The organism is Ureibacillus sp. GCM10028918, from assembly GCF_042666115.1.
Classification (GTDB): domain Bacteria; phylum Bacillota; class Bacilli; order Bacillales_A; family Planococcaceae; genus Ureibacillus.
On record NZ_JBHTFK010000022.1, the window covers coordinates 47,315 to 61,862 of the forward strand.

14 protein-coding genes, 1 rRNA gene and 1 riboswitch are annotated in these 14,548 nt (G+C 38.5%); of the genes, 4 read left to right on the forward strand and 11 right to left on the reverse strand.

Translation table 11 applies throughout. The annotated features are described in order from the left end of the window. Nucleotides 1-18 precede the first annotated feature (18 nt). The 9 genes from purF to ACFQU5_RS15895 all read right to left on the reverse strand — a co-directional run bounded on the left by purF (nucleotide 19) and on the right by ACFQU5_RS15895 (nucleotide 9,083). Nucleotides 19-1,443, reverse strand: coding sequence for an amidophosphoribosyltransferase (purF, locus tag ACFQU5_RS15855; protein WP_390289868.1), 1,425 nt, complete (start codon nucleotides 1,441-1,443; stop codon nucleotides 19-21). Beyond that, the gene (gene purL / locus ACFQU5_RS15860; RefSeq protein ID WP_390289872.1) at nucleotides 1,419-3,647 is read right to left on the reverse strand and encodes a phosphoribosylformylglycinamidine synthase subunit PurL; all 2,229 of its coding nucleotides are present in this window, start codon (nucleotides 3,645-3,647) and stop codon (nucleotides 1,419-1,421) included. The genes purF and purL overlap by 25 nt, the downstream gene beginning before the upstream one ends. Further along, nucleotides 3,637-4,317, reverse strand: a complete 681-nt coding sequence (gene purQ / locus ACFQU5_RS15865) for a phosphoribosylformylglycinamidine synthase subunit PurQ (protein ID WP_390289875.1) — start codon at nucleotides 4,315-4,317, stop codon at nucleotides 3,637-3,639. Before purQ ends, purL begins: the two co-directional genes overlap by 11 nt. Before the next feature lie 2 nt (nucleotides 4,318-4,319). Then, entirely contained in the window at nucleotides 4,320-4,568 is a 249-nt protein-coding gene (purS, locus tag ACFQU5_RS15870; protein ID WP_107935917.1) for a phosphoribosylformylglycinamidine synthase subunit PurS, read from the reverse strand. 2 nt (nucleotides 4,569-4,570) lie between these two features. Next, nucleotides 4,571-5,281 (reverse strand): phosphoribosylaminoimidazolesuccinocarboxamide synthase, encoded by a 711-nt coding sequence (gene purC / locus ACFQU5_RS15875; RefSeq protein ID WP_390289878.1) that lies wholly within the window; start codon nucleotides 5,279-5,281, stop codon nucleotides 4,571-4,573. Nucleotides 5,282-5,368: 87 nt separating this feature from the next. Next, nucleotides 5,369-6,667, reverse strand: a complete 1,299-nt coding sequence (gene purB / locus ACFQU5_RS15880; RefSeq protein ID WP_390289881.1) for an adenylosuccinate lyase — start codon at nucleotides 6,665-6,667, stop codon at nucleotides 5,369-5,371. Nucleotides 6,668-6,681: 14 nt separating this feature from the next. After that, nucleotides 6,682-7,806, reverse strand: coding sequence for a 5-(carboxyamino)imidazole ribonucleotide synthase (gene purK, locus ACFQU5_RS15885; RefSeq protein ID WP_390289883.1), 1,125 nt, complete (start codon nucleotides 7,804-7,806; stop codon nucleotides 6,682-6,684). Next, entirely contained in the window at nucleotides 7,803-8,291 is a 489-nt protein-coding gene (purE, locus tag ACFQU5_RS15890) for a 5-(carboxyamino)imidazole ribonucleotide mutase (protein WP_390289886.1), read from the reverse strand. The genes purK and purE overlap by 4 nt, the downstream gene beginning before the upstream one ends. A 327-nt stretch (nucleotides 8,292-8,618) precedes the next feature. Continuing rightward, a riboswitch (purine riboswitch) is annotated at nucleotides 8,619-8,718 on the reverse strand. 176 nt (nucleotides 8,719-8,894) lie between these two features. Beyond that, nucleotides 8,895-9,083: an NETI motif-containing protein gene (locus ACFQU5_RS15895; RefSeq protein WP_390289889.1), complete on the reverse strand. Its 189-nt coding sequence runs from the start codon at nucleotides 9,081-9,083 to the stop codon at nucleotides 8,895-8,897. A 271-nt stretch (nucleotides 9,084-9,354) separates the two neighbouring features. Here ACFQU5_RS15895 and ACFQU5_RS15900 point away from each other — a divergent pair, with 271 nt between their 5' ends. From ACFQU5_RS15900 to ACFQU5_RS15915, 4 genes are all read left to right on the forward strand, one after another. After that, the gene (locus ACFQU5_RS15900) at nucleotides 9,355-10,068 is read left to right on the forward strand and encodes a response regulator transcription factor (protein ID WP_390289892.1); all 714 of its coding nucleotides are present in this window, start codon (nucleotides 9,355-9,357) and stop codon (nucleotides 10,066-10,068) included. Next, complete coding sequence (locus ACFQU5_RS15905; protein WP_390289895.1) at nucleotides 10,058-11,434, forward strand: sensor histidine kinase; 1,377 nt, start codon at nucleotides 10,058-10,060, stop codon at nucleotides 11,432-11,434. The genes ACFQU5_RS15900 and ACFQU5_RS15905 overlap by 11 nt, the downstream gene beginning before the upstream one ends. After that, a complete protein-coding gene (locus ACFQU5_RS15910) occupies nucleotides 11,431-12,204 on the forward strand; it encodes a PepSY domain-containing protein (protein WP_390289898.1) in 774 nt (257 codons plus the stop codon). Before ACFQU5_RS15905 ends, ACFQU5_RS15910 begins: the two co-directional genes overlap by 4 nt. Before the next feature lie 104 nt (nucleotides 12,205-12,308). Continuing rightward, entirely contained in the window at nucleotides 12,309-12,842 is a 534-nt protein-coding gene (locus ACFQU5_RS15915; RefSeq protein WP_390289901.1) for a PepSY domain-containing protein, read from the forward strand. 48 nt (nucleotides 12,843-12,890) lie between these two features. Here ACFQU5_RS15915 and ACFQU5_RS15920 read toward each other — a convergent pair whose 3' ends face one another. Both ACFQU5_RS15920 and rrf read right to left on the reverse strand, forming a co-directional pair. Next, entirely contained in the window at nucleotides 12,891-13,979 is a 1,089-nt protein-coding gene (locus ACFQU5_RS15920) for a mechanosensitive ion channel family protein (RefSeq protein WP_390289904.1), read from the reverse strand. A gap of 483 nt (nucleotides 13,980-14,462) precedes the next feature. Next, a 5S ribosomal RNA gene (rrf, locus tag ACFQU5_RS15925) occupies nucleotides 14,463-14,548 on the reverse strand; the annotation flags it as partial.

Sequence of the window (14,548 nt, forward strand, 5' to 3'; positions counted from 1 at the left end):
GCGTTTACGCCCAAAGCTTTAATGCTGCAATTCCTTCACATGTGGTAAAACTGTATCCGGGAAAATTTCTGTTGGATATTCGCCTGTAAAGCAAGCCATGCAAAGTCCACGAGTTTCATCGTTAAATGCACGAGCAGTAGCTTCTATAAGTCCGTCAGCAGAAAGGAATGTTAACGTATCCGCTCCGATAGCTTCACGAATATCTTCTACACTCATACTAGATGCAATCAGTTCCTCACTTGTTGATGTATCAATCCCATAGAAACAAGGATTTTTCATTGGCGGTGACGAAATGACAACATGTACTTCTGTGGCACCAGCTTCTTTTAACATATTAACAATTCTACGTGAAGTCGTACCGCGGACAATGGAATCATCCACCATCACGACACGTTTACCTTTCACCACTTGGACAACTGGTGAAAGCTTCATTTTCACTCCACGTTCACGCAGTTCTTGTGTTGGTTGAATGAAAGTACGACCAGTATAGCGATTTTTAATTAAACCAAGCTCATAAGGGATGCCACTTTCTTCAGCAAAACCAATTGCCGCGGAGATTGAAGAGTCCGGAACACCTGTGACAACGTCCGCCTCAATTCCAAAACACTCTTTTGCCAACTGTTTACCCATACGTTTACGTGCTGCATGAATGTTAATTTCGTCGATGTTGGAATCAGGACGGGCAAAGTAAACATATTCCATAGCACACATTGCACGTTTTTCCATTTCAACAAAACGATCCTCTTCAATGCCCTGGTCAGTAATAACTAATAACTCACCTGGTTCTACTTCACGAACAAACTCTGCACCGATTAAATCAAATGCACAGGTTTCCGAAGCAACAACATATGCATCTCCTAATCTACCAAGAGATAGTGGGCGTAATCCGTTACGATCACGAGCCACCATCATCCCTTCTTTCGTAATGATCAAGAAAGAAAAGGCACCTTTTAATAAAGAAAGAGATTCTTTCACTTGTGCACGGAAGCCTGGCTTTTTACTTTTTTTAATCAAGTGAACCACAACTTCTGTATCCGATGTGGATTGGAAAATGCTGCCTGAACGTTCTAAATGTTGTTTTAGATGATTTGCATTTACTAAGTTCCCATTATGGGCAATAGCTAATGTACCTGTAGAGGATCGGAATAATAAAGGCTGTACATTTTCAATACCGCCGCCGCCAGCAGTCGTATACCTGGCATGTGCAATTGCTCCGAAACCTTTGGCATTGCTTAAGTTTTCTTCATTAAAAACGTCATTTACGAGTCCTTCACCCTTTACCGCACGAAGAACATGGCCGTCTGTTACGACGATCCCAGCTCCTTCTTGACCACGGTGTTGAAGTGCATGTAGACCATAATAGCTTAATTGTGCAGCATCAGAATGTCCCCAAATGCCGAATACGCCACATTCTTCGTTTAAGCCTCTGATTTCACCAAGCATGGGATAGCTCCTTTCCAAGCAGAACGGAATTCCTCCACTGTACCTTCTAAAAGAATGCCAGTATCACCGTTAATTGAAATTAGTGCATCATCTGTTACGATACCGATTTTCTTCGCTTCTGGAAGTACTTTTTCGAATGCAGCTGCATTCTCCTCTTTCACGGTTACAATGAAACGTGATTGAGATTCACTGAATAAAGCTGTTACAGCAGAGCCTTCTAATGTTACGTGAACACCTAGGTCCTGCGCTCCGAAAGTTTTTTCAGCTAAAGCTACTGCTGCACCGCCTTCTGAAATGTCATGTGCAGATTGTAATAAGCCTTCACGGATTGCAATTGAAATTGCTTTTTGACGGCTTGCTTCTATCTCTAAATCGATGTGAGGTGCTTTACCGAAAATTTTACCGAAAACAAGCTTTTGAAGCTCAGAACCACCGAATTCAGTAGCTGTTTCACCTACTAGGTAAACTACATCTCCAGCAGCTTTAACTTGCTGAGTTGTAACATGGGCTAAATCTTCTACTAAGCCAACCATACCGATTGTTGGCGTTGGATACACTGCTTCACCAGAACGTTCGTTATAAAGGGAAACGTTCCCGCCGATTACTGGTGCATTAAGTGCCGTACATGCTGCTGAAATGCCGTCAGCTGATTTTTCAATTTGCCAGAAGATTTCTGGTTTCTCTGGGTTTCCAAAGTTTAAGCAATCTGTAATCGCTAGTGGTCTACCACCAGAAGCGACAATGTTACGTGCAGCTTCAGCTACTGCAATTTTCCCACCCATTTCAGGATCTAGGAAAATATAACGAGAATTACAGTCAGTTGTCATGGCAAGACCTTTATTAGTACCGCGTACACGTAATACAGCTGCATCAGAACCAGGTGCAACAATCGTATTCGTACGTACTTGATAGTCATATTGATCATAAACCCACTCTTTCGAAGCAACGGTTGGTGCCTGAAGTAATCCTAGTAAAGTTTCTTTATAGTTATCAACTTCCGGTTCACTGTTTTCGATTGCTTGGAACTCTGCAAAGTATGCAGGTTCTTTCGAAGGCTTATTGTAAACAGGTGCATCTTCTGCAAGTGCATCTGCTGGAACTTCTGCAACAACTTCCCCTTTATGTACTAGGCGAAGCATCTTGTCATCTGTAACGCGGCCAATCGCCACAGCATCTAAACCGTATTTATCAAAGATGGCTTTAATTTCATCTTCGCGTCCCTTTTTCACAACAAGCAGCATACGTTCTTGTGATTCGGATAACATCATTTCATAAGCTGTCATTCCTGTTTCACGTTGAGGTACTAAGTCTAAATTCATTTCTACACCAGAACCAGCTTTCGAAGCCATTTCTGCTGATGATGAAGTAAGACCTGCTGCACCCATATCCTGAATTCCTACAAGGGCATCTGATTTTACAACCTCTAGACATGCTTCAAGTAAAAGTTTTTCCATGAATGGATCCCCTACTTGAACTGCAGGGCGCTTTTCTTCAGAAGCTTCTGAAAGTTCTTCCGATGCGAATGTCGCACCATGAATACCATCACGGCCGGTTTTGGCACCAACGTACATCACTGTATTGCCTACACCGGCTGCAATCCCGCGCTGAATATCTTTATGGTCAATTAATCCTACACACATAGCGTTAACAAGGGGATTTCCTTCATAGCAAGGATCAAATTGAATTTCTCCACCTACTGTTGGAATACCGATACAGTTTCCGTAACCAGCAATCCCTGCAACCACTTCTTCAAATAAATATTTGCCGCGCTTAGATTGTAATTCGCCAAAGCGTAGGGAGTTTAACATGGCAATCGGACGGGCACCCATCGAGAAAACGTCACGGATAATCCCACCGACACCAGTTGCTGCCCCTTGATAAGGCTCAATTGCCGAAGGGTGATTATGAGATTCCATTTTGAAAACAACCGCTTGTTCATCACCGATGTCAACAATCCCTGCTCCTTCTCCAGGACCTTGCAGCACTTGCGGACCTTTTGTCGGGAACTTGCGTAATACTGGTTTTGAATTTTTATAAGAACAGTGTTCAGACCACATAACAGAAAATAGACCCGTTTCAGTCCAGTTTGGAAGACGACCTATGATGTTCTCCACCATGGCAAATTCTTCATCTGACATCCCCATAGAAGCATATAGCTTTTGTTCTTTGATTTGCTCTTGTGTTGGTTCTAAACTAGCTGACATGTGATTCCCTCCACATTTTTACAATAGATTTGAATACTTTCAGACCGTCGTCACTGCCTAGTAATGCATCCACCGCACGCTCCGGGTGAGGCATCATTCCAAGTACATTACCGCGTTCATTTATGATACCAGCGATATCTTCAAGACTGCCGTTTGGATTTTCACCTGAATATGTAAAGACAATTTGATTGTTTGCTTTTAATTCTGCAAGCGTTTTGTCATCACAGAAGTAGTTTCCTTCTCCATGTGCAATTGGGATGTTGATGATTTGGCCAGCTTCATATTGATTTGTAAATAAAGTATCGTTGTTTTCTACTTTCAACCCAACTGTACGACACATGAATTTCAAGTTTTTGTTTCGAAGTAATGCTCCTGGAAGTAATCCTGCTTCAGTTAAAATTTGGAATCCGTTACATACACCAAGCACTGGTTTGCCTTCTTGGGCGAACTTTTTCACTTCGGCCATTACGTTTGATTGGTTTGCCATTGCACCACAACGTAAATAGTCACCGTAAGAGAACCCACCCGGTACTAAAACGCCATCAAATTCGCTTAAATCTGTTGTGTCATGCCATACGTATTCTACTTCTTCACCCAGCTCGTCTTTAATCGCATGATACATATCGATGTCACAGTTTGACCCAGGGAAAACGAGTACTGCGAATTTCATGATTAGTTAGCCTCCTCGACTTCGTAGCGGTAATCTTCAATAACTGTATTTGCAAGAAGCTTTTCACACATTTCTTTTACTAGGGAATCAAGATCACGCTCTGTATCACCAATGACAACTTCCAAATATTTTCCGATACGGATGTCTTGTACTTCGTTATAACCCATTTTCACTAATGAGCCTTGCACAGCTGAACCTTGTGGATCAAGCACACTTTCGCGTAATGTAACGTAAATTTTAACTTTAGTCATTTCTATTTTCCTCCAAGTCTAGCAAGAATAATTTCATATACATCTGTTAAATTACCTAAATCGCGTCGGAACACGTCTTTATCAAGCTTTTGTTTTGTTTCTGCATCCCATAGACGGCAAGTATCCGGTGAGATTTCATCCGCCAGCAATACATTTCCATCCTTATCACGGCCGAATTCAAGCTTAAAGTCTACTAAAATAACGCCGACTTCTTCAAAAATTGGTTGAAGAACACTATTAACCTTTAAACCTTGTTCATATAAAGTTTCGACTTCTTCCTTCGTAGCAATCCCCATAATATCGATATGATCGTTATTAATGATTGGATCCCCTAAAGCATCATCTTTATAATAAAACTCTACAATTGTACGATTTAGCGGTGTTCCTTCTTCAAGCCCAAGTCGTTTCGCAAGACTGCCCGCAGCGATATTACGAACCACTACCTCGATCGGAATAATCTCTACTTTACGAACAAGCTGTTGATTTTCAGAGATTCGCTCCACAAAGTGTGAATCAATACCTAGCGTTTTTAATTTTTCGAAAATTACTGTTGTAATGCGGTTGTTTAGTATACCTTTTCCATCAATTTCTGCTTTCTTTTCACCATTAAATGCAGTAGCACTGTTTTTATACTCTACGAACAAAATATCCTCTTGTTCTGTTTGGTATAAACGTTTTGCTTTTCCTTCATACAAAAGCTGCCCTTTATTCATGACGTGTGCCTCCAATTATTTTACATTCATCTCCCACAGCTGTGAGAGATGAATGATATTTATCAAATTGTTACTAGCGAGAATGGATTAATTGTTTAAACCAAGACGTTCGAAAATCATATCTACATTTTTAATGTGGTAGTTATAATCGAAGCAATCTTCAATTTCTTCTTTTGATAAAAGAGATGTAATTTTTTCATTTCCTTCTACTAATGGTCGGAATTGTTTTTGTTCATCCCATGCAATTGCCGTAAGCGGCTGAACTGTATCATAGGCTTCCTCACGCACTAAACCTTTTTCGATTAGGGCAAGTAAAATTCGTTGCGAGTAAATCAAGCCAAATGTACGATCCATGTTCCGTTTCATGTTCTCTGGGAATACCGTCAAGTTTTTCACGATGTTGCCGAAACGATTTAACATGTAGTTTAATCCGATTGTTGCATCAGGGATAATGACACGTTCTGCAGATGAATGTGAAATATCACGCTCATGCCATAACGATACATTTTCATAAGCTGTTACCATATATCCGCGTAATAAACGTGCAATACCTGTCATGTTTTCAGAGCCGATTGGGTTACGCTTATGCGGCATTGCAGATGACCCTTTTTGTCCTTTTGCAAATGCTTCTTCTACTTCGCGAGTTTCTGATTTTTGCAGACCACGTACTTCAGTCGCAAATTTTTCGATAGATGTTGCGATTAACGCTAGTGTTGAGAAGTATTGTGCATGACGATCACGTTGTAATGTTTGTGTTGAAATTGGTGCCGCTTGTAAGCCTAATTTCTCGCAAACATATTGTTCAACGAATGGATCTATGTTGGCATAAGTTCCAACTGCTCCTGACATTTTACCAGTCTCAATCACATTTGCAGCCGTATCAAAACGCTCAAGGTTACGTTTCATTTCTTCGCGCCATAATGCAAGCTTTAGACCAAATGTTGTCGGCTCAGCATGTACACCATGAGTACGCCCCATCATAACAGTGTATTTATATTCTTTTGCTTTTTCAGTTAAGATGTCGATAAAGTTCACGATATCTTTACGTAAAATCACGTTCGCTTGTTTGATTAAATAAGATAGTGCTGTATCAACTACGTCTGTTGAAGTTAAACCGTAGTGAACCCATTTGCGTTCTTCTCCACAAGTTTCAGAAACTGCACGAGTGAATGCTACTACATCATGACGAGTTTCTTGCTCGATTTCATAGATGCGATTAATATCGAATGAAGCGTTTTGACGAAGTAATGCTACGTCTTCTTTTGGAATCTCGCCAAGTTCAGCCCATGCCTCACAAGCTAAAATTTCAACCTCTAACCAAGCTTTAAATTTGTTTTCTTCTGTCCAAATTGCGCCCATCTCCGGACGTGTATAACGTTCGATCATGTTTTCTTCTCCTTTTATTCTGACCAGATGCCAGAATGTTCGATTTCATAAAGAGTGTCATCAATATTATCTGTCAAAATTGTTACATGACCCATTTTACGATTCACTTTTGCCTCAGTTTTCCCATAAAGATGGATTGACCAATCAGCATGCTTAGAAATTGAATTGCTTAACGGCACTACATGTTGACCTAATACATTCACCATAATAGAAGGTTGCATGAGCTTCGGTACACGAAGCGGCCATCCACAAACAGCCCGAATATGTTGACCAAATTGAGAAACATTACAAGCTTCCATTGAATAATGTCCAGAATTATGTGGTCTAGGTGCAAGCTCATTAATGATAATTTCACCATTCTCTAACACGAACATTTCTACTGCCAGGGTTCCGACAAGCTTTAGGTGATCTGCTATTTTCTTGGCAGCCTCAACAGCCTTGCTATAAGTTTCATCAGCAATACGTGCAGGAACAATTGTTTCATGTAAAATGTGATGGACATGGATATTCTCACCAACCGGTAGACAATATGTTTCCCCTTGTCCATTTCGTTGAACAATGACAGATATCTCTTTTTCAAAAGGAACGAACCCCTCAACAACACATTGAGAATGCTCAATTAGTTTTTTTGCTAAAGGTAAGTCTTCTTTTGAATTTAATTGTTGTTGACCCTTACCATCATAGCCACCACGTGCGGTTTTCACAATACTTGGATAGCCAATTTTGTCGATTTGCTCTACTAATTCATCATAATTATCTGCTACTATGTACGGTGCAACAGGACAACCTGCTTCAACAATCGCTGCCTTTTCTGTTACACGATTTTGAGTGATGCGGACTAATTCAGCCCCCTGCGGAACGTATGCAATTTCTGCTAATCTCTTTAAACCTTCATAATCTATGTTTTCAAATTCAAAAGTGATTACGTCACTAACATCCGCTAATTCCTCTAATGCCGCCTCATCATCATATGGGGCTACAATTCGGATATCTGCCACTTGCCCACAGGGAGAATCCATGGATGGCTCAAGAACAGCGATTTTATAACCCGCTTCTTTTGCTGAAAGGGCCATCATGCGACCTAATTGGCCGCCACCGATGATTCCAATCGTCTGTCCAGGGAAAATCATCTTTGTCATGACAGATCACCTGAGCTTTCCAACACTTGCTCCTTTATGCTCTCGCGTCGTGCTTCAAGTTTGTTAGCTAATTCATTATCTGTAATCGATAGTATTTGAGCAGCTAGCAACCCTGCATTCGTTGACCCTGCTTTCCCAATGGCAACAGTTGCAACTGGTACTCCACCGGGCATTTGTACGATTGACAACAATGAATCCAATCCATTTAACGCTTTTGATTGAACTGGTACACCAATAACTGGAAGAGTTGTTTTAGCAGCTACCATTCCAGGTAAATGAGCTGCTCCCCCAGCACCTGCAATAATCACTTGGATTCCTCTTGAACGAGCATTTTCCGCATATTCAAACATAAGATCTGGTGTACGATGTGCAGAAACAACTTGTTTTTCATAAGGAACCTGTAATTCATCAAGAATATCGCATGCATGTTTCATCGTTTCCCAGTCACTAGAACTTCCCATAATGACACCGATTTTTGGATTCATACCAATCTCTCCTTCAATCTTCGTCCCGTTATTAACGACACGCTTTACTGTCTTAAAAAATCAATCTATACCAATCTTTTTTTCCATGGAACTAAGAACTCATTATCCTAGGATAGGACTCGTCTTCAGCTAGCAGGATGCCTTACATCAATTTGTCAGGATCACAGCAACCACGGAAACCTATTTTCAATTAAACACTATTTTAAACAATAAAATAGTCCTCAAATACTCCACTCTCTCTTATGCAAAGAAAGCAGAATACTTGAGGACATAAGATTGAAAGAGAATGAAGTGAACATAATACACGCCACACCTTTCTTTATACACCAAAAGTTTGCTTTCCCGCATAGTCCAACATTTTCGGTGTCGGGTAGAGACACTAGAGCCATATTCTCTAGCATATATGTGGGATATCGTATTTACTGATACAGTACCTTCTTAGTCCGGCAACCAGGTTACTTCATAAGCTGCCAAACAAGAGGTAAAAGTTTATTATTTATTTCCTAATCATATTTTAACAATCCCTCAGTAGAAAATCAATGATAAAATGCGAACGATAAATTTTCAGAAAACGGGAATGTTCGGTTTTTGGTTAGAACCATTTCATTCTTCCAATAAAATTCCTTTGAATTTTACTTTTTGACGCAAATACGTTGGCTCGCCATTTACCACATGGAAAACGGGCTCTTCTTTTCGTCCCATAGCCATGTAACCCTCTTTTTTCATCCGTTCTAGACATTGTTCAATTGTTTCATTTTCTTCTACTTCAAACCAAATTTGTTTTTTTCCCATATAAAATTCCTTTCGACTATTGTGCTACTTATCATATCAAATATTAAAACATTAAAATAACATTCTTATAAAGTATTTATTACCTTCTGCCAATTCCTGTGGCTACCAAAATAATTACCTGATATTAAATTCCTGATCTTAGTATTGCAAAAAATAGTTGGTCCAAATATTATGTCGAATTATTTTTTTTGAAGAGAAGGGTTTTCTCATTAATTTCTAATAAAGATTTTGTATCATTCTATATAAGAAGAAAAAAAAGTGAGTTGATTAAATGACCTATAAAATTTTAATTGTTGAAGATGAAGAGAATATTGCCCGTGTCCTGCAGCTGGAGTTAGAGTTCGAGGGTTATGAAACAGAAGTTGCTTATACAGGAACGAGTGGCCTAATCAAATACAGGGAAGGAAGCTTTGATTTAATTCTCCTTGATTTAATGTTACCTGAGATGCATGGCTTAGATGTATTAAAGCGAATACGTGCTACAGAACAAAACACACCTGTCATTTTGCTAACTGCCAAAAGTGAAGTTGAAGATAAGGTAAAGGGTTTAGACCTTGGTGCAAACGATTATGTAACAAAGCCATTTGAAATCGACGAATTATTGGCACGTATTCGTAATTCTATTCGCTTTGCTAAACCGAATGCAGAAGCAAAAATCGAAGAAATAGACAATCATCTATTAAGCTATGGACAGCTTTCTATTCATGAACAAACCCGTGAGGTGCTTTACTTTGAAAAGTCAGTGGATTTAACACCCCGAGAATATGATTTACTTCTGTATTTACTCAAACACCCAAAACAAGTACTCGCTCGGGAACAGATTTTAGAAGCTGTGTGGGGCTTTGATTACTTTGGCGACACCAATGTAGTGGATGTTTATATTCGTTATATTCGCCAAAAGCTTGAAACGGCGAATTCTGCATCTATTATTAAAACTGTAAGAGGTGTTGGTTATGTACTAAAGGAGTCCACTCATGAAACTTAGGACGAAAATCCACCTTTTTACAACCTTGCTTATGCTCATCTTATTAGCATTAATGAACACAGGTGTTTACGTGCTTTATGAGCAACTTGCTATCAACACAGAATATAAGCAGCTAAAAACGCGTAGTGAGGAACTTTTAACTTCTTTAAACCAAATAACAGATGCAACAGCAACAGACCCAAATTTTATCTTGCGAGCTTATATGCCCTCCGATGGTGCAGTTCGGGTATTAAATGGGTCAGGAAAACAAATTAGTTCAGTGTATGCATCTCTAGAAATAGAGAATATCAAATTACAATTAGGTAAAGATGAAAAATATGCCAAAAGTGAAATAGACGGAATACCAGTCATAATGACTGAAACTCCTGCCATTTGGATTGATGGCAGTGTTGTCAAATTGCAGCTATTACAGCGTTTAAATGAAGTTGCAAACAATGCTGCCTTATTGAAACTAATTCTAGTGGCAGTAACTGTTCTTATAGCTATTCCCCTTCTATTATCAAATATGGCCCTTAGCCGAATTATTTTAAAACCATTAGAACGTTTAAATCTAGCCATGAAGAAAAGCGGAACAACTGGAAACTATGAAAAAATTGAAAGAGCTGAAGTAGGAAAAGATGAGCTTGCAGAAATTGGGCGTACCTTTAACGGTATGATGGAAGCGCTTGAAACAAACTACCGAAAGCAGGAACAATTTGTATCGAATGCTTCCCACGAACTTAGAACCCCTCTTACGGTCATTGAAAGCTATGCGAAGCTTTTACTACGAAGAGGCTTTACCAATGAAAAGGTAGCTCAAGAAGCCTTAGAAGCAATTGTAAATGAATCAGGCCGTATGACTGATTTAATCATTCAAATGCTGGAGTTAGCCAAGAATAAAGAGCATGCTTCACTTTCGGTTAACGAGATTGACCTCTCCCTCCTACTGGAAAGTACAGCAGCTCAAATGCGCCAGGCTTATAACAGAACCGTGGAACTACAAGGAGAACCCTTGCTTTTTGTTTACTCGGACGAACAAAAGCTAAAGCAGCTTTTATTTATTTTATTAGATAACGCACGTAAATATAGTGAAGATAAAATCGTTATCACAACAAAAAAGCAGGACAAATCAATTTGCGTCGCTATTCAAGATTTTGGCGAAGGTATTGCAGAAGATCAGATTCCTCATCTATTTGACCGTTTTTATCGCGTCAATAAAGATCGCAATAGAAAAACTGGAGGTACAGGATTGGGTCTTGCCATTGCAAGAGAGCTATCTGAAAAACTTCAAATTCATATTCACGTTCAAAGTGAATTAGGTGCAGGAACTTGTTTTACATTGTTGATTCCTTTCAATATAGACGTTAACAAGGAGAAGGACAAATGACAAACTACACGAAATGGATGATTTCTTTAGTCTTACTGATGATAACCGTTACTGTGTTTGTCATTTGGCTAATTCAAGATCGCTTTTTTGCAACTACGGAAGAATTAACAGTAAATGAAGCTTCCCAATTAATTACGGACCTCTACGGGGGCTCTGTCGAATCTTTTGAAGAAAAGAACGATCTCTTCTATATGACAGTACTAAGAAATAATCTCACTTATAATTTTCAAATTGAGCCGGAAAGTGGCAATATTCTTCAAATACGTAAGATTGAAGTTCAAAACTTACCTGATGCGAATGTGAAAACAACAGATGAAATTCGCACGCTATTAAGTGCTCAGCAAAAAGGCACCATTCAATCCATTAACTATCAGGATGCAAGTGAGCAACCCCAATATATAGTCGAAATTACAGAACAAGAGACTTTAAAAACCCTTATAGTTAATGCGATTACAGGTGAGGTACTTTCCGAAGATGTAAAACAACAAAGCGCACCTGATCATCAGGCAGCAACTATTATTTCTAGTGAGAAAGCAAAACAAATTGCCCAATCGCAACTTAATGGTACGGTTGAATATGTAGTATATGAGGAAGCAAATGATGGGGGCTATTATCTCGTTGAAATAGATGGAGAAAACGATGAAGCCACGTTTCAAATCCACGCCGTTTCTGGAAAGGTGATGTCTGTGTCCCAACAGGATGATGTAGATGATGACGATGACGAGAATGACTCTGAAGAAGAGAACAGTGACGAAAATGAGGATGATTAGAAACCATTAATGGATTTCTAATGAAATTCTAATCTTTCTCTCCCTTTCTTATAATTTATCGGCAGTATTATAAAGGTATCAAATAAGTTAAAGGAGAGAAGAACATGAAAAAGATTGTTTTGGTACCTGCTTTATTAGGAGTCATGGGAATTGGTGGAATTATCGCTGTTACAGGAGGAAATATAGTTGGTTCTGCTGATACACCTAAAGTTTTAACAAAAAGTGCAATCGAGAAAAAAGCATTAGCAGAAGTTAAAGGTAAAATTACTGAAATTGATTTCGATACAGAAGGATCAAGAAAGGTTTATGAAGTTGAAGTAGTTACTGCTGAAGCAGAGTATGATTTAAAATTCGACGCCCTGACAGGTGAATTATTAAAGAAAACCAAAGATGACCATAATGATGATGACGACAGAAATTCTAATACAAATCCTTCTACAACTACAACCATAAATACAAAGGGAACAACTCAAGCAAACTCAGCAACTAATCAACCGACTCAAGATGATAACTATGATGACCGTTATGATGACGATCGATATGATGATGATTTTGATGACCGTTACGACGATGACCTAGATGATAGATTTGATGATGATGAAAATGATGACGATGATGATGATCGTGACGATGACTAATAAATAATGAAAGGGGAGTAAAAACAAAATTGTTTTTACTCCCCTTTTTTAACTTGTAGGATTATCCATTTGATTTGTCTTAAAAGAATCAGGGTCTACTAAAGTAAGCGAGGCTTCGTTCATTTCTTGTTTAATAACAAATAATATATCTTGTTGTACATCATATTTTATTTGAATATCATTTGTTGGGATGAAGTAGCTTACAAGCATTCGATAATAGTCTGCGTGAAATTCATCAATATAAACAAGGATTAATTCATTTTTGGCAACACTTGAATGCAAGATAATCTGTTTTTTGACTTCATTGCATAGATTTCTCATTTCCTCTTCTGTATGAGTTGATGATAAATAATAATATGTTTGGATTTTGCGCTTTTCTCTAGTTGTAATATTATAGATTGGTCTGTTCATTAAATACGCATTTGGGACATATACCGTCCCTTTATCAGCAGTAGCGATTAAAGTAGAACGGAGGTTAATATCCAGAATTACTCCTTCAATTTTATTATCCTCTGTAGCGATCATATCCCCTACTTTAAATGGCTTATCAAATGCCATCGATAATCCGCCAAAGATGTGAGATGAAGTATCCCGGATCCCAAATGCGAGAGCCACACTGGTAAGACCAATCCCCGTTAAAAATCCATTCAAATTAAACTGCCATAATGAGGCAATTAATACAATTCCTAAAATAGCTAGAAGTGCATTAATGACTCGCAATGTAAAAGGTGTTAATCGAGTTGATTTACTTATGTCTAAATGAAACGCTTCAGGGTGATTTGCATAATAATTTAAAACATCGATAACCCCTTTAATAAAATAAAACACCATCAATGAATAAAAGAAGTTCCGCATAGACTGATTTGAAAATAAAGAAACCTCGATAAGGTATGATAGTGCAAAGAAGATAATCCATGTAAAAATTGCATGACGAATCTCTCTACTGAAATGTTCAATAATTTTTGCAGTCATTAATTTTGACTTTTTTTCAAAAAAACCGGCTACTTTTTTTATTATGAACTTTAATAAATAATGTTGAAATAACCATCCTATAACAATAATGGTTACGGCAACAAGAATGTCAGACCAGGTTGGCTCAACTAAATTGGGATATAGCCACCGAATAGAATTATTCATTTTTTATAGCTCCTAACTATCGGTTAACAAACTAAAACTTTATATTTCTTTTTTTATAAAACTTTAATTATGATACCATCAAATTTCTTTTATATACAATTTACGCTCTTTTTATTTATGCTTCAGACCAACTTAAATTCCCCTATATGATAGTTAACTGTCTTTAAACATTTTATGCTTATGTAAGCTTGAGGGTTTGTTATCGCCAAGTAAATACCTCAGTGGGCTCAAAATGTAGACAAAGCCACCATCAACCATTGTGACCCTTTGATTATAGACAGGTTAGTGAAACACTTCACTTACTCGTTGAAAAGGTAATGGGAAAATGAAAGGGCACTTGCTACGGGACCTTCTTGTTATCATTAGTCTTCTCATTTTCGGTTTGTTTTACCACTTCTTTTCCGACCGATTAATCTTCAATTCTTATTAGTTGGCGGCTTTTTAACAATAAAAAAACCACTGAGTACTCAGTGGTTTACTTTTGCCTAGCGACGTCCTACTCTCACAGGGGGAAGCCCCCAACTACCATCGGCGCTAAAGAGCTTAACTTCCGTGTTCGGTATGGGAAC